The 23,446-nt window shown below is 65.4% G+C and carries 25 protein-coding genes, 2 tRNA genes and 1 other RNA gene; 17 read left to right on the top strand and 11 right to left on the bottom strand.

The features are described from left to right. Positions 1–132: 132 nt before the first annotated feature. The 5 genes from BLT71_RS12795 to BLT71_RS12775 all read left to right on the top strand — a co-directional run bounded on the left by BLT71_RS12795 (position 133) and on the right by BLT71_RS12775 (position 2,569). A complete protein-coding gene (locus tag BLT71_RS12795; RefSeq protein ID WP_091723998.1) occupies positions 133–552 on the top strand; it encodes a DUF3052 domain-containing protein in 420 nt (139 codons plus the stop codon). Next, positions 549–1,040, top strand: a complete 492-nt coding sequence (locus BLT71_RS12790) for a peroxiredoxin (protein ID WP_091720870.1) — start codon at positions 549–551, stop codon at positions 1,038–1,040. The genes BLT71_RS12795 and BLT71_RS12790 overlap by 4 nt, the downstream gene beginning before the upstream one ends. 50 nt (positions 1,041–1,090) lie before the next feature. Continuing rightward, positions 1,091–1,966: a Sir2 family NAD-dependent protein deacetylase gene (locus tag BLT71_RS12785; protein WP_390896653.1), complete on the top strand. Its 876-nt coding sequence runs from the start codon at positions 1,091–1,093 to the stop codon at positions 1,964–1,966. Positions 1,967–2,081: 115 nt separating this feature from the next. Beyond that, positions 2,082–2,157, top strand: a tRNA-Val gene (locus BLT71_RS12780). A 121-nt stretch (positions 2,158–2,278) separates the two neighbouring features. After that, complete coding sequence (locus BLT71_RS12775; protein ID WP_091720866.1) at positions 2,279–2,569, top strand: hypothetical protein; 291 nt, start codon at positions 2,279–2,281, stop codon at positions 2,567–2,569. A 184-nt stretch (positions 2,570–2,753) separates the two neighbouring features. Here the strand turns inward: BLT71_RS12775 and BLT71_RS12770 are convergent, their stop codons facing one another. Continuing rightward, positions 2,754–3,479: a FadR/GntR family transcriptional regulator gene (locus BLT71_RS12770; protein WP_091720864.1), complete on the bottom strand. Its 726-nt coding sequence runs from the start codon at positions 3,477–3,479 to the stop codon at positions 2,754–2,756. Between the two features lie 204 nt (positions 3,480–3,683). Between BLT71_RS12770 and gndA the strand changes: the two genes are divergently transcribed. Next, entirely contained in the window at positions 3,684–5,120 is a 1,437-nt protein-coding gene (gndA, locus tag BLT71_RS12765; RefSeq protein WP_091720862.1) for an NADP-dependent phosphogluconate dehydrogenase, read from the top strand. 116 nt (positions 5,121–5,236) lie between these two features. Here gndA and epsC read toward each other — a convergent pair whose 3' ends face one another. The 3 genes from epsC to msrA all read right to left on the bottom strand — a co-directional run bounded on the left by epsC (position 5,237) and on the right by msrA (position 7,385). Beyond that, positions 5,237–5,821, bottom strand: coding sequence for a serine O-acetyltransferase EpsC (gene epsC, locus BLT71_RS12760; protein ID WP_091720860.1), 585 nt, complete (start codon positions 5,819–5,821; stop codon positions 5,237–5,239). Between the two features lie 39 nt (positions 5,822–5,860). Further along, a complete protein-coding gene (gene cysK, locus BLT71_RS12755) occupies positions 5,861–6,796 on the bottom strand; it encodes a cysteine synthase A (protein WP_091720858.1) in 936 nt (311 codons plus the stop codon). Between the two features lie 64 nt (positions 6,797–6,860). Continuing rightward, the gene (msrA, locus tag BLT71_RS12750; RefSeq protein WP_091720857.1) at positions 6,861–7,385 is read right to left on the bottom strand and encodes a peptide-methionine (S)-S-oxide reductase MsrA; all 525 of its coding nucleotides are present in this window, start codon (positions 7,383–7,385) and stop codon (positions 6,861–6,863) included. 101 nt (positions 7,386–7,486) lie between these two features. On the opposite strand from msrA, the gene BLT71_RS12745 reads away from it, so the two are divergent. Both BLT71_RS12745 and BLT71_RS12740 read left to right on the top strand, forming a co-directional pair. Further along, complete coding sequence (locus BLT71_RS12745) at positions 7,487–8,410, top strand: Nif3-like dinuclear metal center hexameric protein (protein ID WP_407681217.1); 924 nt, start codon at positions 7,487–7,489, stop codon at positions 8,408–8,410. A gap of 124 nt (positions 8,411–8,534) precedes the next feature. After that, positions 8,535–9,272 carry a zinc ribbon domain-containing protein gene (locus BLT71_RS12740; protein ID WP_091720854.1) on the top strand — a complete coding sequence of 246 codons (738 nt, stop codon included), beginning with the start codon at positions 8,535–8,537 and terminating at the stop codon, positions 9,270–9,272. 75 nt (positions 9,273–9,347) lie between these two features. Here the strand turns inward: BLT71_RS12740 and BLT71_RS12735 are convergent, their stop codons facing one another. Then, on the bottom strand, positions 9,348–10,112 hold the full coding sequence (locus tag BLT71_RS12735) for a YaaA family protein (protein ID WP_091720852.1): 765 nt from the start codon (positions 10,110–10,112) through the stop codon (positions 9,348–9,350). 56 nt (positions 10,113–10,168) lie between these two features. Between BLT71_RS12735 and rnpB the strand changes: the two genes are divergently transcribed. From rnpB to BLT71_RS12710, 5 genes are all read left to right on the top strand, one after another. Beyond that, positions 10,169–10,554: RNase P RNA component class A (rnpB, locus tag BLT71_RS12730), an RNA gene on the top strand. 44 nt (positions 10,555–10,598) lie between these two features. After that, the gene (locus BLT71_RS12725; protein ID WP_091720850.1) at positions 10,599–11,141 is read left to right on the top strand and encodes a TspO/MBR family protein; all 543 of its coding nucleotides are present in this window, start codon (positions 10,599–10,601) and stop codon (positions 11,139–11,141) included. Positions 11,142–11,380: 239 nt separating this feature from the next. Continuing rightward, entirely contained in the window at positions 11,381–12,859 is a 1,479-nt protein-coding gene (locus BLT71_RS12720; protein ID WP_091720848.1) for a glyceraldehyde-3-phosphate dehydrogenase, read from the top strand. A gap of 75 nt (positions 12,860–12,934) precedes the next feature. Beyond that, entirely contained in the window at positions 12,935–13,144 is a 210-nt protein-coding gene (locus BLT71_RS12715) for a hypothetical protein (protein ID WP_091720845.1), read from the top strand. Positions 13,145–13,258: 114 nt separating this feature from the next. Next, positions 13,259–14,056: an HNH endonuclease family protein gene (locus tag BLT71_RS12710; protein ID WP_091720843.1), complete on the top strand. Its 798-nt coding sequence runs from the start codon at positions 13,259–13,261 to the stop codon at positions 14,054–14,056. Between the two features lie 17 nt (positions 14,057–14,073). On the opposite strand, the gene def is transcribed toward BLT71_RS12710, so the two are convergent. From def to orn, 3 genes are all read right to left on the bottom strand, one after another. Continuing rightward, entirely contained in the window at positions 14,074–14,646 is a 573-nt protein-coding gene (gene def, locus BLT71_RS12705) for a peptide deformylase (RefSeq protein ID WP_091720840.1), read from the bottom strand. Between the two features lie 136 nt (positions 14,647–14,782). Continuing rightward, a tRNA-His gene (locus BLT71_RS12700) sits at positions 14,783–14,855 on the bottom strand. A 134-nt stretch (positions 14,856–14,989) separates the two neighbouring features. Next, entirely contained in the window at positions 14,990–15,610 is a 621-nt protein-coding gene (gene orn, locus BLT71_RS12695) for an oligoribonuclease (protein ID WP_091720837.1), read from the bottom strand. A 155-nt stretch (positions 15,611–15,765) separates the two neighbouring features. Between orn and mptB the strand changes: the two genes are divergently transcribed. Further along, the gene (mptB, locus tag BLT71_RS12690) at positions 15,766–17,322 is read left to right on the top strand and encodes a polyprenol phosphomannose-dependent alpha 1,6 mannosyltransferase MptB (RefSeq protein ID WP_390896651.1); all 1,557 of its coding nucleotides are present in this window, start codon (positions 15,766–15,768) and stop codon (positions 17,320–17,322) included. On the opposite strand, the gene BLT71_RS12685 is transcribed toward mptB, so the two are convergent. The 3 genes from BLT71_RS12685 to BLT71_RS12675 form a co-directional block, all read right to left on the bottom strand. Beyond that, entirely contained in the window at positions 17,319–18,032 is a 714-nt protein-coding gene (locus BLT71_RS12685; protein ID WP_091720830.1) for a DNA alkylation repair protein, read from the bottom strand. The genes mptB and BLT71_RS12685 overlap by 4 nt on opposite strands. A gap of 63 nt (positions 18,033–18,095) precedes the next feature. Further along, the gene (locus tag BLT71_RS12680; protein WP_091720828.1) at positions 18,096–18,872 is read right to left on the bottom strand and encodes an alpha/beta hydrolase; all 777 of its coding nucleotides are present in this window, start codon (positions 18,870–18,872) and stop codon (positions 18,096–18,098) included. Beyond that, a complete protein-coding gene (locus tag BLT71_RS12675; protein WP_091720825.1) occupies positions 18,872–19,960 on the bottom strand; it encodes a LacI family DNA-binding transcriptional regulator in 1,089 nt (362 codons plus the stop codon). Before BLT71_RS12675 ends, BLT71_RS12680 begins: the two co-directional genes overlap by 1 nt. Positions 19,961–20,129: 169 nt before the next feature. Here BLT71_RS12675 and BLT71_RS12670 point away from each other — a divergent pair, with 169 nt between their 5' ends. The 3 genes from BLT71_RS12670 to BLT71_RS12660 are packed head-to-tail and all read left to right on the top strand — an operon-like array spanning position 20,130 to position 23,349. Beyond that, positions 20,130–21,299, top strand: coding sequence for a Gfo/Idh/MocA family protein (locus BLT71_RS12670; protein WP_091720822.1), 1,170 nt, complete (start codon positions 20,130–20,132; stop codon positions 21,297–21,299). Continuing rightward, entirely contained in the window at positions 21,299–22,513 is a 1,215-nt protein-coding gene (locus tag BLT71_RS12665; RefSeq protein WP_091720820.1) for a dihydrodipicolinate synthase family protein, read from the top strand. Before BLT71_RS12670 ends, BLT71_RS12665 begins: the two co-directional genes overlap by 1 nt. Further along, complete coding sequence (locus BLT71_RS12660; RefSeq protein ID WP_091720817.1) at positions 22,510–23,349, top strand: sugar phosphate isomerase/epimerase family protein; 840 nt, start codon at positions 22,510–22,512, stop codon at positions 23,347–23,349. Before BLT71_RS12665 ends, BLT71_RS12660 begins: the two co-directional genes overlap by 4 nt. Positions 23,350–23,446 lie beyond the last annotated feature (97 nt).

Below are 23,446 nucleotides of genomic sequence, written 5' to 3'. Positions count from 1 at the left end.
GGAACCCCCGGTGTGACGCAGAATATGCGCAATTCCGGGTATGCCAGCTTGAAGCGCAGGCACAAAGGGTGTTGGCTTGGGAGTAATGGAAATCACTATGCAGACTGCATATGAAACGTATTGGAGGAACACGTGAGCGAGGCCGACGCCGCCACTTCGGTAAATGTGGCGGAAAAATTGGGTTTCAAAACTGGGGATCTGATTCAGGAGTTCGGTTACGACGACGACGTCGACTTCGACTTGCGTGACGACATCGAGGACCTCACCGGCGCAGACATGCTCGACGAGGATGACCATGAAGTGGCGGACGCCGTCATCTTCTGGTGGCGTGACGGTGACGGCGACCTTGTCGACAGCCTGATGGACTCGCTGACCACCCTCAGCGAAAGCGGCGTGGTCTGGATCCTGACGCCGAAGTCAGGCCGGGACGGATACGTCTCGCCTGCCGACATCCAGGAAGCAGCACCCACCGCCGGCCTGCACGTCACCACGTCGGCCGGTGTCTCCAAGGATTGGAGCGCAACAAGGCTGGTCAGCAGGAAGAACAAGTGACGCAGGCGCTTGCTGCTGCGGCATCCCTGCTGGCGGTTGGCGATCCAGCGCCGGACTTTGAACTTTCCAACCAGTTTGGCGAACCGGTCCGGCTGTCGTCGTTCCGCGGCCAAAACGTTGTCCTGGTCTTCTACCCGTTCGCCTTTTCCGGCATCTGCACCGGCGAACTCTGCGAGATCCGGGATAACCTCGCCTCGTTTGAAGACTCGAATGCCGCCGTCCTGGCCGTCTCTGTCGACAGCAAGTTCAGCCTCCGGGCCTACGCCGGCCAGGAAGGCTACAGCTTCGACCTGCTGGCAGACTTCTGGCCCCACGGCGGCGTCGCCCGCACCTACGGTGTCTTCGACGAAGACAGCGGCATGGCCAAGCGTGGCACGTTCATCATCGACGCCGGCGGCGTCATCCGGTACACGGTGGTCAACCCCCGCGGCGAGGCACGTGACTTCTCTGCCTACCGAAAAGCACTGGCCGGGCTGGAACAGGCCTGACGGCGGTGGAGAAGCCGCGGCATGGGGTCGGACTCACCGGGTTCGCCAGCATGCCGCGCGTCGAGCCGGCGCACCCATCCGGACGGGAACTTGAGGCCCTGGGCCTGATCCGCGACCTCCTGTCGGGAGCGCCGTTCGCGCTGCTCACGGGGGCGGGCCTGAGCACTGATTCCGGTATTCCGGACTACCGCGGTCCGGGGTCCCCGCCACGGTCGCCCATGACGTACCAGGAGTTCGTCAGGGACCCGGCCAACAGGCAGCGGTACTGGGCGCGGAACCACATCGGCTGGTCCCACCTCCGCCATGCCGACCCCAACCATGGACACCTCGCAGCAGCAGAGCTCGAGCGCCGGGGATACCTGACGGGCCTCATCACCCAGAATGTCGACCGACTCCATGAGGACGCGGGAAGCACCAATGTGGTGGACCTCCACGGCAGGTATGACCAGGTTGTCTGCCTCGATTGCGGCCGTACCTACTCCCGCGGGCTCCTGGCCGGCATGCTGGGTGAACTCAATCCGGGTTTCCTGGAGCAGGCCGAGGAATCAGGCCTTGTGGAGATGGCCCCTGACGCGGACGCCACGGTGGAGGACCTGGATCTGATCAGCAGTTTCGTCGTGGCGGTCTGCCCGGCGTGCGGCGGGACATTGAAACCTGACTTCGTGTACTTCGGCGAGAACGTGCCCAAGGACCGTGTGGAACGGTCCTATGCGATGGTGGATGAGGCAGCGTCCCTGCTGGTTGCCGGTTCATCCCTGACTGTCATGAGCGGCCTGCGTTTTGTCCGCCATGCAGCCAAGGACGGCAAGCCTGTGGTGATCATCAACCGCGGTGAGACCCGCGGGGACGACAAAGCCACCATCAAGCTTGAGGCTGGCGTGAGCGAATCATTGATGTGGTTGGCGGAACGGCTCCCGCCGCTCTGACCGGCCGGAATACCCGGAAGGTGGGGCCCAGATCCCGATTCGCGTTTAGCCGCCTTTGTCGGGTAGAGTCTATGTTCGTTGGTTTGCGGCTTATCGAAAGCAATCCAATTGGCAAGGGTCTTTAGCTCAGCTGGTAGAGCGCCACGTTTACACCGTGGATGTCATCGGTTCGATCCCGGTAGGACCCACCAACAACCCGCCTCGCATGCTTTTGAAGCACGCGAGGCGGGTTTTTTCTTTCCCTTTCCTGGCCCAGTGCCGGCGTGGTCCACCCGGAGTGCGGTGTCAGACCCTCGCCATAACGTACAGGGCATGGAACACGTGATAGTCCGCGACGGCGGCGATGGAATACCTGCATCTGTGGTTTGCCGGGGCCGGGAGTGGCTGGTGGGCGCCGAACCGGTCAGGTGGTTTGAACGGGTCAACTGGTGGGAGACCAACCGCCGGATGCCCAAGGGCCGGAGCAGGGTGGACGTAGAGGTCCTCCAGGTCCAGGTACGCCTGGGAAGCAACGCAGGCTCAGCGCTGACCACCATGCTGCTTGAGCGCGACGGGCTGGGCGGAGGGTGGCGGCTGCGGGACGCCGTGGCGGACGCCGCTTAAGGTGCCAGAACAGGCAGCGCGGGGCTTCAGGGCAGTGGAAAACCCTCCACCGCGACTATTGGGGGATGCCGCGGTGAAGGGCCTGAAATGAATATACAGTGAAGTTCCGGAAACAAGAAGTCATTCCGGAATGTGTGTCGCCGGGAAAGCGGAGAAAGCGCTAACCGGAGGCCGCCCGTGCGGCTCAGCGCTTTACCGGGATGAAAACCCGAGGCTGTTCTGTCCAGGAATCGGACATCTGCGACATCGTCCTGCGCATGATGTGGTCGGATGCCTCGCGGGCAGCGGCTGCGTCGCCCCGAGAGATTGCTTCGGCAACATCCACGTGCCACTGCAGGGCGGCCTCGTGCGGATGGTCGGGCATGAGGCCGTGGACCGTGCGTCCCGTCAGCGTCTCGGCCACCTGGCCCATCAGGTTCGCGAACATCTCGTTGCCGGAGCCGGAAAGCAGCAGCGAATGGAAGTGGATGTCGAGCTCAAGGAAGCGGGGCACCTCACCCTTGTTGCCGGCGTCGCGCATTGCGTAGGCAATGTCAACCAATTCCAGGCGCAGCGGCGCGGGAGCGTTCTGGGCCGCCAGCTCGGCCGCTACAGGCTCAACGGCCGCGCGGAGTTCTGCGAGGGACCGCAGCTGGGCGCCGCGGGCGTTGCTTGCCAGCCGCCAGCGGATGACCTGCGGATCGAACGGATTCCACCGGCTGGCGGGCAGGACACGGATGCCCACCCGTTTGGTGGTCTCCACCAGTCCCAGGGACTGCAGCACCCGGACAGCTTCCCGGATCACCGAGCGGGAAACCTTCAGCTCGACTTCGAGCTGTTCTGCGAGCATGAGGTGGCCTGCGGGCAGCTCACCCGAGATGATGCGGGTGCCAAGATTCTCGATGGCACGGTGGTGCAGGCTGCTTGTCATGCTGTAAGCCTAGTGCTCAGCATCGCCCGGCCATGCTCCGGGGATGGACCGCAGCAGGCCCGGTCTGGTCCACTGGATGGGCGTTACTTTCCTGTGACCCGAAGAATATATATGCTTTATTCCGACAGCTTGATCAGCGCAGTGCCACCCCGCCCGGGGCAGGCCCGCCGCACTTTCCGTCGTACGCAATGAATTGGAGTTTTGATGTCTGCACACATCGGTGTCACCGGCCTCGCGGTGATGGGCGCCAACCTGGCCCGCAACCTGGCCCGCAACGGCTTCACCGTGGCCCTGCACAACCGGTCCGTGGAAAAGACGGACACCCTGCTGGAAAAGTACGGTACCGAAGGCGACTTCGTCCGCACCGAGACCCTGCAGGAGCTCGTCGATTCGCTGGAGAAGCCCCGCCGGGTGCTGATCATGGTCAAGGCCGGCAAGCCGGTCGACTCGGTCATCGAGCAGCTTGAGCCGCTTCTCGAAGCGGGCGACATCATCATTGACGCGGGCAACTCGCACTATGAGGACACCCGCCGGCGTGAAGCGGCCCTGGCCAAGAAGGACCTGCACTTCGTGGGCGTCGGCGTGTCCGGCGGCGAGGAAGGCGCGCTGAACGGCCCGTCCATCATGCCCGGCGGTTCCAAGGAGTCCTACATGGCCCTCGGCCCCCTGCTCGAGAAGATCTCTGCCAAGGTTGACGGCGAGCCCTGCTGCGCCTGGGTTGGCACCGACGGCGCCGGCCACTTCGTCAAGATGGTCCACAACGGCATTGAGTATGCCGACATGCAGGTTATCGGCGAGGCCTTCGACCTGCTCCGCTCCGGCGCAGGCATCGAGCCCGCCGAACAGTCCAAGATCTTCACGGAGTGGAACAAGGGCGACCTGTCCTCCTTCCTGATCGAAATCTCGGCTGAGGTTTTGGGACACGTGGACGCCAAGACCGGCAAGCCCTTCGTCGACGTCGTGGTGGATGCTGCCGGCCAGAAGGGTACCGGCCGCTGGACAGTTATCTCCGCACTGGAACTGGGCTCGCCGGTGTCCGGCATCGCCGAATCCGTCTTCGCCCGTGCACTGTCCTCGCAGGCGGCCCAGCGCAAGCTCGGCCAAGAGATGCTGGCCGGCAACGAGGTTTCGGTCGAAATCCCGGAGACGTTCGTCGAAGACGTCCGCCAGGCGCTCTACGCTTCCAAGCTCGTTTCCTACGCCCAGGGCCTGGACATGCTGACGTCCGCGGCCAAGGAATACGGCTGGGACCTGAAACTGGACGAAATCGCCTCGCTCTGGCGTGCCGGCTGCATCATCCGCGCGGAACTCCTCAAGGACATCACCAAGGCCTACGCCGCCGACGAGAAGCCCGCCAACCTGCTGTTTGCACCGGCCTTCACCAAGGCCATCGCGGACGCACTGCCGGCCTGGCGCCGCGTCGTGGCCACCGCTGTGCAGCTCGGCATCCCGGTGCCCGTGTTCTCGTCCTCGCTGGCCTACTACGACGGCCTGCGCCGCAAGCGCGTCGCTGCCGCCCTCATCCAGGGCCAGCGCGACCTGTTCGGCGCCCATACCTACGGCCGCGTGGACGCCGAGGGCACCTTCCACACGCTCTGGGGCGAAGACAAGTCCGAGATCGAAGCGGTGGACACCCACTAGCATCCGCTGACACAACGCAAAAGGCGGGCAGTTCCAGGAGAATCCTGGAACTGCCCGCCTTTTGCGTGCCGCCGGCCGTGGTGCGTCCAGCTTCACTGTGCGCGCCCGGCCGGGCGTCAGATGCGGTATTCGATGTCGTACTCGGCGGGGTCGACGGCGGGTTTGGTCTCCCGCTGCGCGTCACGGTGCCGCCATTTGGCAGGGACGCCGGTAACGATCGACTCCGGCGGTGCGTCCTTGACCACCACGGCGTTGGCGCCCACAGCGCTGTCCCGGCCGATGGTGATGGGGCCGAGGATTTTCGCGCCGGCGCCAATGGTCACGCGGTCACCAATGGTTGGGTGCCGCTTGATCCGGGCCAGTGAGCGGCCGCCCAGCGTGACGCCATGGTAGATCATGACGTCCTCGCCGATCTCGGCGGTTTCGCCGATGACCACGCCCATGCCGTGATCGATAAAGAACCGGCGGCCGATGGTGGCGCCGGGGTGGATCTCGATTCCGGTGGTGAACCGGCCCAGCTGCGAAATGAGCCGGGCAGGAAAACGCAGCGCCGGGTTCTGCCACAGGCGGTGTGTCAGCCGGTGGATCCATATGGCGTGCAGGCCGGAATAGGCGAAAAAGTTCTCGACGGAACCCCTCGACGCCGGGTCATGCGACCTGGCGGCGTCGAGGTCTTCCTTTAGTCGTGCAAAAAAGCCCACAAACTTCTTTCTACAGGAAACGGGCGGAGGGCGGTCTGATCAGCCGCGGATGTCGTCATAGAGGACGGTGGAGATGTAACGCTCACCGAAATCGCAGACGATGGCAACAATCAGCTTGCCGGCGTTTTCCGGGCGCTTAGCCAACTCCAGGGCGCCCCAGACGATTGCACCGGACGAGATGCCGCCCAGGATGCCTTCCTTGACGCCCAGTTCGCGGGCAACACGGACGGAATCCTCAAGCGTCGCGTCCAGCACCTCGTCGTAAACGTTGGTGTCCAGCAGTTCGGGAATGAAGTTGGCACCCAGGCCCTGGATCTTGTGCGGGCCCGGAGCGCCGCCGTTGAGGATGGGGGAGTCCTTGGGCTCGACTGCCACGATCTGGACGCCGGGCTTGCGCTCCTTGAGGACCTGGCCCACGCCGGTGATGGTACCGCCGGTGCCGATGCCGGAGACGAAGATGTCCACGTCGCCGTCGGTGTCGGCCCAGATTTCTTCGGCAGTGGTGTCGCGGTGGATCTGGGGGTTGGCCTCGTTGGCGAACTGCTGTGCCCAGATGGAGTTTTCGGTGTTGGCCACGATTTCCTGGGCCTTTTCCACCGCACCGCGCATGCCCTCGGAGCCAGGCGTCAAAACGATTTCGGCACCGAAGGCGCGGAGCATCACACGGCGTTCCGTGGACATCGTTTCGGGCATGGTGAGGATGACCTTGTAGCCGCGGGCTGCACCCACCATGGCCAGGGCGATCCCGGTGTTGCCGGAGGTGCCTTCGACGATGGTGCCGCCCGGTTTCAGCGCACCTGACTTTTCCGCAGCGTCGATGATGGCCACGCCGATGCGGTCCTTCACGCTGTTGGCCGGGTTGTAGAACTCAAGCTTTACGGCAACGGTGGCACCCAGCCCCTCGCTGAGCCGGTTCAGCCTGACCAGGGGGGTGCGGCCTACCAGCTGCGTTACGTCGTCATAAATCCGTGCCATGTAGATACGCCTATCTCTGAGGGGTGAATACTGAGGTCAGCCTAACGAGGCCGCGTAATGCTGGCTAAGCGTTAAGCCATGCAGAGTAATATTTCCTGGCCTTGGCGAGCTTCGGGTTGATGATGACCTGGCAGTAGCCCTGCTCGGGATGTTTTCCGTAGTAGTCCTGGTGGAACTCCTCGGCAACATGGAACCGGGGGAGGCGGCTGACCTCAGTCACGATCGGGTGGCTCCACAGGGCCTGGTTCCGGTCGATGGCTTCTTCGAACAGGATCTTCTCCTCGGTGGTTTCGTAGAACATCGAGGAGCGGTACTGGGTCCCCACGTCATAGCCTTGGCGGTTCAGCGTGGTGGGGTCGTGCAGGGCGAAGAACATATCCAGGATGACCTCGGCCGGGATGATCTCCTCGTCGAAGGTCACGGCCACCACTTCGGCGTGACCGGTGGTGCCGCTGCAGACGGAGTAGTAGTCAGGGTACGGATCGTGGCCGCCCGTGTAGCCGGACACCACTGCCGTGACACCCTTTGTTTTCTGGTAGACGGCGTCGAGGCACCAGAAGCAGCCTCCGCCAAGAACAAAAGTTTTCATGACCTCTTCAATGGTTGGCAGCGCCGGATGATTCCCCGCGCGTCCCGCGTCACACCGGCGGCATGCCATCGCCCGCCGGGCGATGGGGTAAAACTAAGACTATGGAACCTGTGGACACCGACGTTACCGGTCCGGACGAGCACGACGGCGACGCCCCCTTCGCCGGGCAGGCCGGCGACGAGCCGGACGGGGCTCCCACCCTCGGCGACCTGCTGCTCGCGGTGGAGGAACTGTGGCCTGAATCCCTGGCGGAAGGCTGGGACAGGGTGGGCCTGGTGGCGGGCCACCCTGCAGCGCTGGTCACCAAGGTGATGTTCGCCGTCGATCCCACGCTGGAGGTGATCGAGGAAGCCGTCGAATGGGGTGCAGAACTCCTGATCACCCATCATCCGCTGCTTCTTAAAGGCGTCACGTCCGTCGCGGCCACGACTCCCAAAGGCCGGGCGGTCCACCGGCTGATCGAGTCCGGAACCGCCCTGCTGACGGTCCACACGAACGGTGATTCCGCCGTCGGGGGTGTGTCTGATGTGCTGGCCGACGCGCTGGGCCTCCAGGACGTTGCCCCGCTGACGCTGGCGGCCAACGGACTGCCCGAGGAGGGAATTGGACGGGTCGGGGACCTCGAGGACGCCATGACCCTGGGCGATTTCGCGGCCAGGGTCTTCGGTATCCTGCCGTCCGTAGCCGGGGGAGTGCGCGTCTCCGGTGACAAAGACGGCCTGGTCCGGCGGATCGCTGTGTGCGGCGGCGCGGGCGACTCGCTGTTCAACGAAGTGCGGGCCAGTAACGCCGACGTCTACGTCACGGCCGACCTTCGGCACCACCCGGCTTCGGAGGCGCGGGAAGCGGCGCTGAACGGACGCCCCTACCTCGTCGACGTGTCCCACTTCGCCAGCGAATGGCTCTGGCTGCCGGCCGCCGCGGCAGCCCTGGGCAACGTCCTCGCCGACCAGGGGCACGACGTCGAAATCCAGGTGAGTGCCACCAACAGCGATCCCTGGGACTTCATCCTTACGCCGGGCTGACCCGCCGCGCACCCGGTGCGGCCCGGTGCGGCCCGGCGAGGCAGGGACGCGGGCCAGGCGCTAGAGTCGAGGAAGCGCCGGTACGGTGCCCGGCCGCGGCCGGAGGGATCAAGCGGAGGTAACAGTGGCGAAGGCAGCACCGGCGGAACAGATCAAGTTGCTCGACCTGCAAGGCCTGGATGCAAAGCTCAAAGCCCTGGCCAGCCGCCGCCGCTCGCTGGAAAACGATCCCCGGATCAAAGACCTTGAGGCTGCCCTTTCCGTGGCCAGCGGCGAACTCGGTGCCGCAAAAGTGGCAGTGCACGACGCCGAAGCCGAGTTGAAGCGGGCTGAGGCGGACGTTGAACAGGTGGCCACCCGCATTGAGCGGGATGAGGCGCGCCTCAACAGCGGAACGGGCCTGTCCAAGGACCTGGTGGCTCTCCAGAAGGACATCGCTTCACTCAACAGAAGGCGTTCGGACCTCGAGGACGTGGAGTTGGAAGTCCTGGAACGCCTGGACACACTCCGTGAGCGGCAGTCTGCACAGCAGCAGATCGTGGACGATATCCAGGGCTCCTTCGGCAGCATCCGCGCGGAACTGGACAAGGAGCTCGCCGCAGTCGACGCGGAAGCTGCAGACGTGCGGGGCAGGCGCAATGAGTTCGCCGCCGGACTGGACGCCGGGATGCTGGCCATCTATGAGAAGACCCTGGCCAAACGCGGTGTGGGCGCTGCCCGGCTCTTCCACGGCATCTCGGAGGCTTCGGGCATGAAGCTCAGCCCCGGCGACCTCGCGGAGATCACCGCCGCTTCCGGTGACGACATCGTTTTCTGCCCAGACTCAGGTGCCATCCTGGTCCGCTCGGAGGAGTGGGCCTGACCCAGGCACGCAGCAGCTGGCATCGTCCTGCCCGGCCAAACCGGCCCGTGGCACTGACCGTTGGGCAGGGGAGCCTTAGCCCGGCAGGACGATGTTCAGCGCATGCGGTTTCCGCGCAGTCCCGGGAACGAGCTCCGCAGTCCAGCGCTCCCGTGCGGCCTTCAGGAGGCCGGCGGGCGTTGAGGGCGCTTTGCCGCGGCGCGAGAGCAGGTGCCGGGCCAGCTCGCCGCGGGTGTGCTTGGCGAAGTGGCTGACGACTTTCCGCACGCCGCCGGCTTCGGTGAAGACATTCACGGACACCGTCTGTCCTGCCGGGGGAGCCCACGCAGCCGCGTAGGTGCTGGACCGGCAGTCCACCAGCAGCTGGTCCCCCACGACGGAGGCGAGGGCCTCGGAAAGCTGTGGCTTCCAGAACGTGGCGAGGCGTCCGACGTCGGGCAGCGCCGTCCCCATGGACAGCCGGTAGGCGGGCACGGAGTCGCCGAAGCGGATGGCGCCCCACAATGCCGATACCACCAGCACCGACTCATCAGCCTTGCGCCGCTGGGCCGTCGTCAAGGTCCGGTAACCCAGGGCGTCGTAAAGGACGCCCGAGTAGATGCGGTGCGCAGGGGCCGCCGGTTCGGCGTGCAGCCGCGTATTGCGTACGACGTCGTCACGCAGTGATGCGCCCACGCCCAGGAGGTCGAGGGCGTCCTCGTGGGCGCTGATGGTTCCCAGTGCCTCCAGTACCTTCGCCCGCGCAGGGTTGAGGTCCGGAAAGCCCAAAGACGACCAATCGACGGCGGCACCTTTGACCGCGGGGGTCTTGCCTTCTGAAGGGGGGAGCAGGATCAGCACCGTCCGATCCTACCGGCGGCAACAGCAGCCGCCGGCGCCGGTAGACTGGAAGCGGATGGGACAGCCAGGCGGCCGCGCGTCACGAAAGTGGCTCGAGGAACGTCCGGGCTCCACAGGGCAGGGTGGTGGGTAACGCCCACTCGGGGTAACCCGCAGGCAAGTGCCACAGAGAATAGACCGCCTGCTTTTTTCGTTTTCGGAAAGCGGCAGGTAAGGGTGAAACGGTGGTGTAAGAGACCACCAGCTTCCCGGGTGACCGGGGAGGCTAGGTAAACCCCACCCGGAGCAAGGCCAGACAGGGCACGTTTGAGGGCTGCCCGCCCGAGTGTCCGGGTAGGCCGCTAGAGGGTGCCGGCAACGGTATCCGTAGATGGATGGCCGTCGCCCCCGTGACGGCAACGGCACGGGGGAACAGAACCCGGCGTACCGGCTGTCCCATCCGCACAACCGGTTTGACCTTGGAAGATGTGTTGGGGATCCTGAACCGTGCCCGTAAATACCGATCCGCAGCCGGCCGGCCCGCCCGCCGGACCCCAGACCCGTAACCTGCCCACGCAGGTCCTGGGCCTGATGGCTTTCCTTGCCCTCTCCGTCACGGCCTGGGCATTGGCCACGGTTCCGATCCTGCTGAACATGCACGGCTGGTTCGCGGCTTCCGTGCAGGCACCCTGGATGCCGCCGCAGTGGATGTTCCGCTCCATGTGGCTCCTGCTGTACGGCAGTATCGCCGTTGCCGCCTGGCTGGTCTGGCGGAAGGGGGCGCTCACGGGCGGCACCATGGCCGGTTACCTGCTCCAGCTGGTGCTCAATGCCGCTTGGCCGCTGAGCTACTTCGGCCTTTACCCTCTGCTGGGCCCGGCGGCGCTTTGGGCTGCGCTGGTGGTCCTCACCGGGCTGGCCGGCTGCCTCGTGTTCCTGATCCTGCGGTTTGGCCCGGTGAACGGCGTGGCCGGGCTGCTGGTGCTGCCCTACTTCTCCTGGGTGCTCTTCTCCTGCAGCCTCAACCTCTACGCCGCACTTCATAACTGAACGCCGTGTGAGTGATTTCACGCCCGGCGGGTCTGTTCCCCGGGCCGTGCCAAATTAGAATGGATTCTGGACGTAGAAGTTCTTCCGCTGGAATTGCGTTCGCATCCGGCGGTTTTTCTTTGCACACGATCCAGGCGCCTGGGGGCCGAACCCCGCAGGCGTGGATGCCCCTGGACATCATCAGGTGGCCTACAACCGCACACGAGGACGTATGCGGCTGAACCGAGGAAGGTATTTCTGTGAGCCAGACGTCAGATTCTTGTCTTGATACGTGGATGGGCCGCGAGGCCCTCGCCGAGGCCATGATTCCGGTGATCGGCCGGCTGTACCGCGAAAACAACGTGGTCACGAGCATCCATGGCCGGAGCCTGATCAACAAGTCCACCATGAACATCCTCAAGGCACACCGTTTCGCCCGCCGGATGAGCAAGGACGAACTCCTCCTGGAGGAGACCGCACCCCTGCTGAACACCCTTGCCGGGCTGGAGCTCGGCGCCGCGGCCATCGACATCGCCCGGCTCAACCAGAAGTTCAAGGAAGAGGGCAACGGCGCCACCCTTGAAGAGTTCCTCCGCGCAGAGCTGGCCGACGTCGTGGGCAAGCGGGGCGGCGACGACCGCACCAGCACCGACGTCGTCCTCTATGGGTTCGGACGCATCGGCCGGCTCCTCGCCCGCCTGCTGGTCGAAAAAGCCGGAGGCGGCCACGGCCTGCGCCTCCGGGCCATCGTGGTCCGCCGCGGCTCCGACAACGACCTGCTGAAGCGCGCCAGCCTGCTGCGCCGCGACTCCGTGCACGGCTCCTTCGAGGGCACCATCCGCGTGGACGATGAATCCAACACCATCACGGCCAACGGCGTCCGGATCCAGGTCATCTACTCGAACGATCCCGCCACCATCGACTACACCGCCTACGGCATCAACAACGCCCTGGTGGTGGACAACACCGGCCGCTGGCGCGACGCCGAGGGACTGTCCCAGCACCTGCAGAGCAAAGGCGCCGCCCGCGTCCTGCTCACCGCACCGGGCAAGGGCGAGCTGAAGAACATCGTCCACGGCATCAACCACGGCACCATCGAGGACACGGACGCGATCGTCTCTGCGGCGTCCTGCACCACGAACGCCATCACCCCGGTGCTGAAGGCCCTGAACGACAAGTTCGGCGTGATCCACGGCCACGTTGAGACGGTCCACTCGTTCACCAACGACCAGAACCTGATCGACAACTTCCACAAGGGCGACCGCCGGGGCCGGTCCGCCGCCCTGAATATGGTCATCACCGAAACCGGGGCCGCGAAGGCAGTTGCCAAGGCCCTGCCCGAGCTGCTCGGCAAGCTCACCGGCAGCTCCATCCGCGTCCCCACCCCGGACGTATCGCTGGCCATCCTGAACCTGACCCTGGAGAACGGGACCACGAAGGATGAGGTCAACAACTACCTCCGCGAGATGTCGCTGCACTCGGAACTGCGCAAGCAGATCGACTACATCGATTCCCCTGAAGTCGTCTCCACCGACTTCGTCGGTTCACGCCGCGCCGGCATCGTTGACGGCCTCGCCACCGTTTCCACCAGCAAGAACCTGGTGGTCTACGTCTGGTACGACAACGAATTCGGCTACAGCTGCCAGGTGGTCCGGGTCATGGAAGAAATGGCCGGAGTAAACCCGCCGTCCTTCCCGGCCAAGGAGAGCGCCAAGGCCCTGGCGGCCATCGCCGTCTGATCTTTCCTGTTTCTTTTGGGTGAATTCCCGGCTGGTTCTCTGGAATCAGCCGGGAATGGGGCCCACACTTGGGGAATGGAAAACGATCAGACACTTGAGCACGAAACCACGCTGGAACACGCATTTGACGTAGCCAAGGCCAATCACAAGGAAGCGCTCAGGTTGCTGGACGGCGCCAAGGCCGCTCATGCCTCGGGTGACGTCACCGCGGAACGGGTGCAGCAGCTTGAAAGCCTGCTGGCGGTTGCCGAGGAAGACCTCCAGAGGGTGTCACGGGAATTGTAGCGGTCACGCCGCTAAACCCTCACTCGTCCTGCACACTGTGGATATCCAAGGGCGGCGGTCTCCTGTGACCTAGGCTCATGGGGTGCTCCACTCCCGCCCCCGAACTGCAGTCCAGTGACCGTCAGCTGGTCCGCCTACCGGCGGGCGCGGCGCCGTTCCCGGCAGGCCTGGGCACTGTTGATAGTGGGCGGTGTCGCCGCCCTGGGGCTACTGGGCTGGTTCTTTACCGCGGGGCAATTCGACATTGCCGCACCCGCAGCGGACGGCCCCACAGCGGCTCCCGTATTTGATGCTGCGTGGATGAAGCCGGTGGCAGCGGTCCATGAGGTGCCCCAGGGCCCAGCCGCGGATGCGTTGGAAGCCCTCCCCGTCAAGGGCCGGGCAGGCAAGGACAACTACACCCGCGAGGCTTTCGGGCAGGCCTGGCTCGACGTTGACCGCAACGGCTGCGACACGCGTAATGACATCCTTCGCCGGGACCTGGCCGGCGTTGTCTTTGCGGAGGGCTCGAAATGCCGCATCTCCGCAGGGCACTTCCAGGAGCCCTATACGGGCAAGCCCATCGAGTTCCGCCGCGGCCAGGACAGCAGCGCCGCCGTCCAGATCGATCACGTGGTGGCCCTCTCGGACGCCTGGCAGAAGGGCGCCCAGGCACTGACGCCGCGCCAGCGGCAGAACCTGGCGAATGATCCCCTGAACCTGATCGCTGCAGACGGCCCGAGCAACCAGCAAAAGGGCGCGGGCGACGCCGCCACCTGGCTTCCGAAGAACAAGTCCATCAGGTGCCACTACGTAGCCCGGCAGGTGTCCGTGAAGGCGGCGTACGGGCTGTGGGTGACGGAGGCTGAGAAGGACGCGATGAAGCGGGTCCTGGGATCGTGCCCCGGCCAGCAGACCATCAGGGCAACCTGAGCCAGGTCACCGGTTAGTCAGTGCCCGAACGGGTCCGGGTCCACGCCGGGCAGCCAGGTCAGGCCGGGAACGCCCCAACCGTTCTTCTTTGCCGTCTTCTTGGCCTTGCGGGCATACCTGTCCATCAGGCGGTTGACGTACAGTTTGCCGTCCAGGTGGTCGTATTCATGCTGGATGACCCTGGCAAACCATCCGGTGGCCTCGAACTTCACGGGCTCGCCGTTGCCGTCAAGACCTTCCACCCGTGCCCACTCGGCGCGCTTGAGCGGATACTGGTCGCCGGGAAAGGAGAGGCACCCTTCCTCTTCCTCATCGGGGTCGGGAGCGGCTCCGGAGATCTTTGAGAGCGTGAGCACCGGGTTGACCAACACGCCGCTGGCGGGAGCGTCGTCCTCGTTCGCGTACTTGTAGACGAAGATCCTCTTGCCCACGCCTACCTGCGGTGCTGCCAGCCCCACTCCGTTGGCGGCATCGTTGGTCTCAAACATGTCCGCAATCAGGGTGCGCAGTTCGTCGTCGAAAACTTCCACTTCGGAAGCCCGGCGGTGCAGCACGGGTTCGCCCCAGATGGTGATGGGCAGAACGGTCATCTTCGCTGTCCTTCGGCTTGCGGCCCCGCAGCGGGCGCAGGGCGGTGATGCAAAAGAGGTGGTGAAAAAGAAAGGAGGCCGCACCGGAATAATCCGATGCGGCCTCCTTTGAACGGCTGCAATACCGTCCGGTGAGGGTGAGCTACGGGGGTTGAACCCGCGACCTCCTGGACCACAACCAGGCGCTCTGCCAACTGAGCTAAGCCCACCATGTGCCCCACAATGTGACCGGCTTCCCGGCCTCTGGAAAGGCAACTCAAATAGCTTACCTGCTCTTTGGGGGTACTTTGTCCACTTTCGGCGTTTTCAGCGAAAAATCCTGAAAGTGTGGCGCAGATTACTTTTAGGGAAGGCCGGTTTCCGGGCTGGTGATCCGCCGGGCGATCTTCTGCGCCGTTGCACTGTCCGGCCCGGGCGCCGGTACGAAGACTGCGTCCCGGTAGTAGCGGAGTTCATCGATGGAGTCCCGGATGTCACCCAGGGCGCGGTGGCCGCCCTTCTTGGCCGGGGACTGGAAGTACGCACGCGCGAACCAGCGGCGGGACAGCTCCTTGATGGTGCTGACGTCGATCACCCGGTAGTGCAGGTGCTCCACGATGGCGGGCATGTCCCTGGACAGGAAGACCCGGTCTGTTCCCACCGAGTTGCCGCCCAGTGGCGCCTTCCGCGGCTCCGGCACCCATTCGGCGATGTACTCCATCACTGCCGTTTCTGCCTCGGCCATCGTCTTGCCCGCCGGGAGCTCCTTGAGGAGTCCGGATTTGGTGTGCATGTCCCGGACGAAGTCGTTCATCTGCGCGACGGCGGCGTCATCCGGTTTGATGACGACGTCGACCCCCTCGCCGAGGATGTTCAACTCGGAGTCGGTGACCAGCGCGGCTACCTCGATCAGGGCGTCGTTCTTGATGTCCAGACCGGTCATTTCGCAGTCAATCCAGACGATTCTTTCGTTTGATATAGGCACCGGACCAGCCTACCGTTACACCTCCTGCCAACCGGCCGGTGCTAGGATTTCGAATACGTGGCGGGTCTCCCCGCTGCGTGGAAACGCGCCCCGGACAGGCCCTTCGGCCGACGGGCGTGGCCTGCGAAAACGCACAAAGATTGGACAACCCTGATATGACGGCGCCTTTGCCCGCGGCGGGCGGAATGGCTGCCGCCGCCCCGGCCGTCAGCGGCGGTGCCGAGATGGACGATCCCCGGTCCCCGATCCTTGCAGGCTTCGTTGGCTCCATGTTTATGCTGGCTGGATCCCTGGGGGTCGGCTGGCTGGCGCCCGTTTCCGAACTGCGCAGGATGCCGCTGTTCATCTGGATGCGCGCCGAGGCAGCCGGGGTAGCACTGTCCATCATCCTGCTGGCAGTGGGCGGCATGCTTCTGGTGCGGGCCTGGCTGCGGCTGGGCCAGAAAGTCCACGTGTGGGGACCCCAGGCGCGCAGCGCCACGCTCAAGGCGATCCTGGCATGGGGCCTGCCGATGGTGGTCTGCGTCCCGCTGTTCAGCCGGGACGTTTATGCCTACATCGGCCAGGGCCGCCTCATGGTCGAGGGGTTCAACCCCTACGAGAACGGCATCTCCTCCCTGTCCAACTACTTCCAGCTGGGCGCCGACAAAATGTGGACCGAAGCGCCGGTTCCCTACGGCCAGCTGTTCCTGTGGATCGAGCAGTTCGTGGTCTGGTCCACCAATGTCCAGCCCGAAGCCAGCGTGATGCTGTTCCGGCTGGTGGCGGTGGCAGGGGTGGTGCTGTGCGTCATCTACGTGCCTAAGCTGGCCGAACTGCACGGCGTCAACCCGCACCGGGCGCTCTGGCTGACGGCGGCGAACCCGCTGTTCCTGACCAACTTCATCGCCAGCGTCCACAATGATTCCCTCATGATCGGCCTGGCCCTCGCCGGCCTGTACTACTGCGCCACCCATCGGGTGGTTCGCGGCATTGTCCTGGTAACGCTGTCCATCGCGGTCAAGCCCATCACGATTGTCTTCCTTCCCTTCATCGGGCTGCTCTGGGCCGGGCAGAATGCCGGCTGGCTCCGCAAGTTTTCGTTCTGGGCGCTGACGGCCGGCATCAGCCTGGGCCTCCTGGTTCTGATGGGCCTGGTGAACGGATTCGGGTTCGGATGGATCAACGGGCTCTCGGCCCCCGGCAGCATTGCCATCTGGTACGCCCCGGTGGGCCTGATCGGGATGATCGTGGCCTCGCTGGCCAATTCGTTTGGCCTGGACGGCAGTGTCTTCGCAGGGTGGGTGTTCGACGCCGGAAAGCTCCTCGCGGTGGGCATCGTGGCCTGGCTGATCCTGCGGGGCGACTACGACCGGCTGATGCGGCGGCTTACGCTCGGATTCGCTGCCATCGTACTGCTGGCCCCCATCATCCAGTCCTGGTACGTGGTGTGGCTCATTCCGCTCTTCGCCGTCACCGGCATCCGCAACGACTGGCAGGTTAAGGCTCTCTACTTTGTGGTGTCTTTCTTCATGATCTACGCCATCTCGGACCAGCTTGAAGTCTTCCCGTACCTCCAGGCCGATGACCTGGGCTTCGCGCTGACCCTGGCCCGGGTCGCGGCCGCCGTCACAGGCCTGCTGTTCGGCCTCTACCTGATCTTCTGGGATCCCTCGACGAAACGGCTGTTCCGCAAGTCCGGTGACCTGGTTGTTGAACGTCCGGTGATCTAGCGGCCCGCAGCCCGGCCGTTGAGCCGTCGCAGCGCTTCCCGCCGCGACAGGGGGCTGATAACGGCCGAGTGCTTAGCCACGAAGGCCGCCACCCAGTCCGGTGAGGTTTTGGCGTACTCCCGCAGTGCCCATCCGATGGCTTTCCGGACGAAAAATTCTCCGTCTCCCAGGTTTGGTTCGATGACCGCGGCCAGCAAGGTGGTGTCCGTGGCGGCCTTGGCCTTCAGCTGGGCGATGATGGAGGCCCGCCTGAACCAGAAGTTTTCATCGGTGCTCCAGGCGCGCAGCACTGCAGTCATTTCCTCACGGTGGGCCTGAAGGAGGCCGCAGATACGCCCCGAAACGCCGTCCACGAAGTCCCACCAGGCGCCGGTACGGATGATTTCCTCGTAGACCGGCAGCATGTGCAGGTCCCGGGAAACCATCCTGTTCGCGGTCAAATCAATGGCGGCGTACCGCTCCTCGCGCACCTCGGAGTGGCGCCACAGATCGAGGACGGTGGCACGCAGTTCCTCCCCGGACCGGAACGGCGCCGCGGCAGCCGCGTCCTTCGCGATCCGGCGAACTTCCGGCACCCGGACTCCCAGCGAGGGAAGGCTTGACCTCATGTACGCCTGGGCGCCCGCTGCACGCGCGGGATCGGCATGTTCCCGCAGCTCAGACCGGATTGCAGCGAGCACCTCGGGGTTGGAAGTTGCTGGGCTTTCCATGAGGCAACCTTAGCCAGCGCGCCGGACCACCGCAGCCATCACCTCCACATCCCCGGTAACCGGTCAGGGCGCCGCTGTTGCAGGTTCGGGGGCGGCTGACTGGCCGGCGAACGTCCAGCCGGCGCGCTCCAGCCACGCCGCGCACAGTGCAGGCCACTCCTCGGCGCCCGGTGCTCCGGCTGCCAGGCCGATGCCGTGCCGGCCATGCGGGAAGACATGGAGTTCCGCGGGCACGCCGGCGTCGAAAAGCGCCTGCGCGTAGCCCAGGCTGTGGCTGACGGGCACGGCTTCATCGTCGGCCGTGTGCCACAGGAAAGCCGGCGGGGTCTGGGAGGTCACCTGACGGTCCGCGGAAAGGGCCGAGAGCAGGGCCGGGGACGGTGCGTCGCCCACGAGGTTGTCGACCGACCCCTGGTGCACGTCCCGGGTCAACGAGACCACGGGGTAGCACAGCACTGCCAGGTCGGGGACGGAGCCGGGCACATCGAGGGCCGGGTCTCCCGTGGAAACCGCCGTGGACAGTGTGGCAGCGAGGTGGCCGCCCGCCGAGAATCCCAGCACCCCGACCCGTTCGGGATCCACCGCCAGGCCATGGGCGCCGCCGCGTATGTACAGCAAGGCTTCCTTGGCATCCCGCAGGGGAGCGGGGTGCCGGTGTGGGGCTACCCGGTAGCGCAGGACAAAGGCGTGAATACCCAGCGAGGCGAGCCATTCGGCCACGGGTTCGGCCTCATGGTCGGCCTGGCGCGCATAGCCGCCGCCGGGCAGGACCAGGACGGCGGGCCGCAACCCGCCACCGGAGCAACGGGCGGGAACTGAGGTCAGGCCGTTCGGCGCCATCAGTCCGTGGCCTCCGTGCTGCGGCGCAGCATGACTCTGCCGGTCACCGGAAGCGGTGCGGAATCCTGGTCGTCGCCGTCGGCCGTTGGTGGTGCAGTGGCCCTGGTGGCGAGCCGCCCAATCTCCTCCAGCGGCAGGCTGACCGTGGAAAGCGCAGGCCTGAAATCGCGCAGGGTCTCGATGTCATCGAAGCCTGCGATCCGTGCGTCGCGCGGGATGCGTAGCCCTTCTGCGCGCAAGGCGGCGGCCGCACCGATGGCCATGACGTCATTGACAGCGAAAATACCCAGCCCGTTGCCGGCCGGCCGGCCGCTCCCGCCGGTTCCGCCGGCCTTGATCCGTGCCGCCAGCTTGAGGCCGGCCTCGTATCCTCCGGACCGGTTGAAGGAGTTCCGCAGTACCTCGGCGGGGCCGCGGCCGGCCCGGCTGAGCCCTTCCTGGAAGCCGCGGATCCGGTCATCGGAGGTGAAGAGCCCTTCCGGGCCGCCGATGATGACGAAGTCGCCGTCCCACCCCGCGGCCAGTTCCACGGCAAGGTCTGCGGCAAGTTCCTGGTTGGGGACCGACACCACGTGGTAGCCCTCCGGGGCTGCGGCGCCCACGACAGGGTGTCCCACCACAGCAACCTGCCCTCCGTTGCGGCAGTAGCGGTCCAGCTCCGCGGCCAGTTCCGCGTTTTCGTCCCCGTCCTCAGCCCGCGACGAGCGCGAGCCGGCGATCACGATCGAGTCGGCGCGCCGGGCAGCGAAGGCGGCAACTGCTTCCTTTTCTTCCCCGGGCGCCCCGCCCGTGGTGGCCAGCAGCACCATCCGGCGCTGTTCGCGGGCAGCCTCCTGGACGCCCCTGGCAATTGCCGCGAAGTAGGGGTCCGCGATGTCGTGGACAATCAGGCCGATCAGGCCGGAACTCGACTTCGCCAGTCCCTGTGCCTGCGCGTTGGGAATGTAGCCCAAAGAATCTGCCGCCTGGCGGACCCGCTCGGCGATGTCCTTGCCGGGCTTGCGCGCGGAGCCGTTGAGGACGCGGGAGGCGGTGGCGGGAGACACCCCGGCGAGCCGGGCCACCTCGGTGAGGGTACTAGCAGCCACAGCAGCTCCTGGACGTCGGGGAAGATAACGGTCACCACATTATGGCAGTTGAAAGTTCTTCCGGAAAGCGCTTGCCAACTCCGGCGGGAGCGGTGCATGATGGATTCAGTGGGAATGCGCTTTCCCAATCAGGCTTGAGTAAAACTTGCTCACTCACCGTGGAGGACACATGGGCTTCGAAACAAAGACGATCCGCATCGCCATGAACGGCATCACCGGCCGCATGGGATACCGCCAGCACCTGCTGCGTTCCATCCTGCCGATCCGTGACGCCGGCGGCTTCACCCTGGAAGACGGCACCCGCGTGCAGGTTGAGCCCATCCTGGTGGGGCGCAACGAGGCAAAGATCCGCGAACTGGCGGAGAAGCACAAGGTTGCCGAATGGACCACGGACCTGGAATCGGTCATCAACGATCCCACCGTTGACGTCATCTTCGACGCCTCAATGACCAGCCTGCGTGCTGCCACCCTGAAGAAGGCCATGCTGGCCGGCAAGCACATCTTCACCGAGAAGCCCACCGCGGAAACCCTGGAAGAGGCCATCGAGCTGGCCCGCATTGGCAAGGAAGCCGGCGTCACCGCAGGCGTCGTCCACGACAAGCTGTACCTCCCCGGCCTGGTCAAGCTCCGCCGCCTGGTGGACGAAGGCTTCTTTGGCCGTATTCTCTCCATCCGCGGCGAGTTCGGCTACTGGGTGTTCGAAGGCGACGTACAGGCCGCCCAGCGCCCGTCCTGGAACTACCGCAAGGAAGACGGCGGCGGAATGACCACGGACATGTTCTGCCACTGGAACTACGTCCTCGAGGGCATCATCGGCAAAGTCAAGAGCGTCAGCGCCAAGACCGCTACGCACATCCCCGCCCGCTGGGACGAGGCCGGCAAGGAATACAAGGCAACGGCCGACGACGCCTCCTACGGCATCTTCGAGCTTGAGACCCCCGCGGGAGACGCAGTCGTGGGCCAGATCAACTCGTCCTGGGCCGTCCGCGTCTACCGCGACGAGCTGGTGGAATTCCAGATCGACGGCACCCACGGTTCTGCCGTCGCAGGCCTCAACAAGTGCGTGGCCCAGCAGCGCGCGCACACCCCCAAGCCCGTGTGGAACCCGGACCTGCCCGTCACTGAATCCTTCCGCGACCAGTGGCAGGAAGTTCCCGCCAACGCCGAACTCGACAACGGCTTCAAGCTGCAGTGGGAGGAATTCCTCCGCGACGTCGTCGCCGGCCGCGAACACCGCTTCGGCCTGCTTTCCGCCGCCCGGGGTGTCCAGCTTGCAGAGCTCGGCCTGCAGTCCAACGACGAACGCCGCACCATCGACATCCCGGAGATCACGCTCTAATGACGTCCCTCATCCTTCCCTCCCACGACGGCGGCACGCGGGAATACCGCCTGCAGGGCGGCACCACCTGGGCCCGCCCCTCCGCCCCTCTGACAGCGCGGCGGGCGTACGCCGCAGCCCACGTCATCCCCGAGGTCCTTGCCGACAACACCCCCGGTGCCCCGGCACGCCTGGACTGGGATGCCACGATGGCCTACCGCCACGAACTGTGGTCCTACGGTCTGGGCGTCGCCGATGCAATGGACACCGCACAGCGGGGCATGGGCCTCGACTGGGCAGCCACCCAGCAACTCATCAAGCGCACCGGCGTCGAGGCGGCGTCCGTGGTTGCAGCGAACAGCGCAGCCACCGCCGGCAAGTCCGTCCGTGACCTCGTGTCCTGCGGCGCAGGCACCGACCAGCTGGACATCGACTCCCTGCCCGCGGGCGAAGCCGGCCTCAAGGCTGTCCTCGAGGCTTACCGCGAACAGATTGCCGTCATCAGCGAAGCCGGGCCGAAGGTCATCCTGATGGCCTCCCGTGCCCTGGCCAAGGTAGCCACGGGTCCGGAGGACTACCTGAGCGTGTACTCCACGCTGCTGCAGGAAGTTGACCAGCCGGTCATCCTGCACTGGCTGGGCACCATGTTCGATCCCGCGCTTGCCGGCTACTGGGGCTCCGACGACGTCGCTGCCGCCACCGAGACCTTCCTGGGCCTCATCAAGGACAACGCGGACAAGGTTGACGGCGTCAAGGTCTCGCTGCTCGATGCAAGCCACGAGGTGGCCCTGCGCGCAGCCCTGCCCGCGGGCGTCCGCCTCTACACCGGCGATGACTTCAACTACCCCGAACTCATCGACGGAGACGGCACGCACCACTCGGACGCGCTGCTCGGCATCTTCGCAGCCATCTACCCGGCCGCCTCGGTAGCCCTGCAGAACTACGACGCCGGCAACGCCGCCAAGGCCCGCGAGATCCTGGACTCCACCCGCGAACTAGGCAAGCACATCTTCAGCGCCCCCACGTTCTACTACAAGACCGGCATTGCGTTCATGTCCTGGCTCAACGGCAAGCAGCCGGGCTTCCAGATGGTGGGCGGCCTGCACTCCGGCCGCTCCGTCTGCCACCTGGCCAAGACCTTCGAACTCGCCGACCAGGCGGGCCTGCTGAAGGATCCCGCCCTCGCCGCTTTCCGGATGTCCGACTACCTGCGGATCAACGGGGTGGGCGTGTGAGCGACTTCTCAAGGTTGGCCATCAACAGCGCCACCACCAAGAAATGGACACTTGCCCAGGTGGTCGAGGGATGCGTCAACGCCGGCATTCCCTCCATCGGCCCGTGGCGGGACCGCGTGGAGGAGGCCGGCCTGGACAAGGCTGCCCGCCTGATCAAGGACGCGGGACTGCGGGTCTCCTCGCTGTGCCGCGGCGGTTTCCTGACCGCTGCCGACGCCGAGGGGCAGGCGGCTGCGCTCGCTGACAACCGCGCAGCAATCCTCGAGGCCGTGGCACTGGACACCAGGGAACTGTTCCTGGTGGTAGGCGGCCTGGCGCCGGGGGAGAAGGACGTCGTGGCGGCACGGCAGCGTGTGGCGGACCGGTTGGCGGACCTTGTTCCGTTCGCCGCGGAAAACGGCGTCCGGCTGGTGCTGGAACCGCTGCACCCGATGTACGCCGCGGACCGCGCACTCATCTCCACCCTTGGCCAGGCGCTGGACCTTGCGGCGCCCTTCGATGCCGCGACGGTGGGCGTCGCCGTGGATACGTTCCATGTCTGGTGGGATCCGGAGCTGAAGGCGCAGATCGAGCGGGCCGGGCGGGAAAACCGCATCGCTTCCTACCAGGTGTGCGATTTCAACATGCCCATTGCCGCTGATCCGCTGCTCTCCCGCGGATACATGGGCGATGGCGTCGTGGACTTCGCCACCATCGGCACCTGGGTGCGGGATGCCGGCTACACCGGCGACATCGAAGTCGAAATCTTCAACCAGGAGATCTGGGACACCGACGGCAACACCGTGCTGTCCACGGTCAAGGAACGCTACGCGGAGCTTGTCCTGCCGTACGCCTGACCTGGTCCAGGCCGCGGGCTGCTGCCGCGCTTTCGAAAGTGACAGGCAGCGGCCCGCGCTCCATACACAGAAGACCCGGACCGCCTGCGGTCCGGGT

The sequence above is a fragment of the Pseudarthrobacter equi genome, from assembly GCF_900105535.1.
Classification (GTDB): domain Bacteria; phylum Actinomycetota; class Actinomycetes; order Actinomycetales; family Micrococcaceae; genus Arthrobacter; species Arthrobacter equi.
This window is presented reverse-complemented; position numbering and strand designations above follow the sequence as displayed.

Bases quoted from the DNA above. Each gene is read 5' to 3' on its own strand.
- BLT71_RS12785 (WP_390896653.1), top strand. From the start codon at position 1,091: ATGCCGCGCGTCGAGCCGGCGCACCCATCCGGACGGGAACTTGAGGCC.
- BLT71_RS12775 (WP_091720866.1), top strand. From the start codon at position 2,279: ATGGAACACGTGATAGTCCGCGACGGCGGCGATGGAATACCTGCATCT.
- BLT71_RS12770 (WP_091720864.1), bottom strand. From the start codon at position 3,479: ATGACAAGCAGCCTGCACCACCGTGCCATCGAGAATCTTGGCACCCGC.
- gndA (WP_091720862.1), top strand. From the start codon at position 3,684: ATGTCTGCACACATCGGTGTCACCGGCCTCGCGGTGATGGGCGCCAAC.
- cysK (WP_091720858.1), bottom strand. From the start codon at position 6,796: ATGGCACGGATTTATGACGACGTAACGCAGCTGGTAGGCCGCACCCCC.
- msrA (WP_091720857.1), bottom strand. From the start codon at position 7,385: ATGAAAACTTTTGTTCTTGGCGGAGGCTGCTTCTGGTGCCTCGACGCC.
- BLT71_RS12745 (WP_407681217.1), top strand. From the start codon at position 7,487: ATGGAACCTGTGGACACCGACGTTACCGGTCCGGACGAGCACGACGGC.
- BLT71_RS12715 (WP_091720845.1), top strand. From the start codon at position 12,935: ATGGAAAACGATCAGACACTTGAGCACGAAACCACGCTGGAACACGCA.
- def (WP_091720840.1), bottom strand. From the start codon at position 14,646: ATGACCGTTCTGCCCATCACCATCTGGGGCGAACCCGTGCTGCACCGC.
- mptB (WP_390896651.1), top strand. From the start codon at position 15,766: ATGACGGCGCCTTTGCCCGCGGCGGGCGGAATGGCTGCCGCCGCCCCG.
- BLT71_RS12685 (WP_091720830.1), bottom strand. From the start codon at position 18,032: ATGGAAAGCCCAGCAACTTCCAACCCCGAGGTGCTCGCTGCAATCCGG.
- BLT71_RS12680 (WP_091720828.1), bottom strand. From the start codon at position 18,872: ATGGCGCCGAACGGCCTGACCTCAGTTCCCGCCCGTTGCTCCGGTGGC.
- BLT71_RS12670 (WP_091720822.1), top strand. From the start codon at position 20,130: ATGGGCTTCGAAACAAAGACGATCCGCATCGCCATGAACGGCATCACC.
- BLT71_RS12665 (WP_091720820.1), top strand. From the start codon at position 21,299: ATGACGTCCCTCATCCTTCCCTCCCACGACGGCGGCACGCGGGAATAC.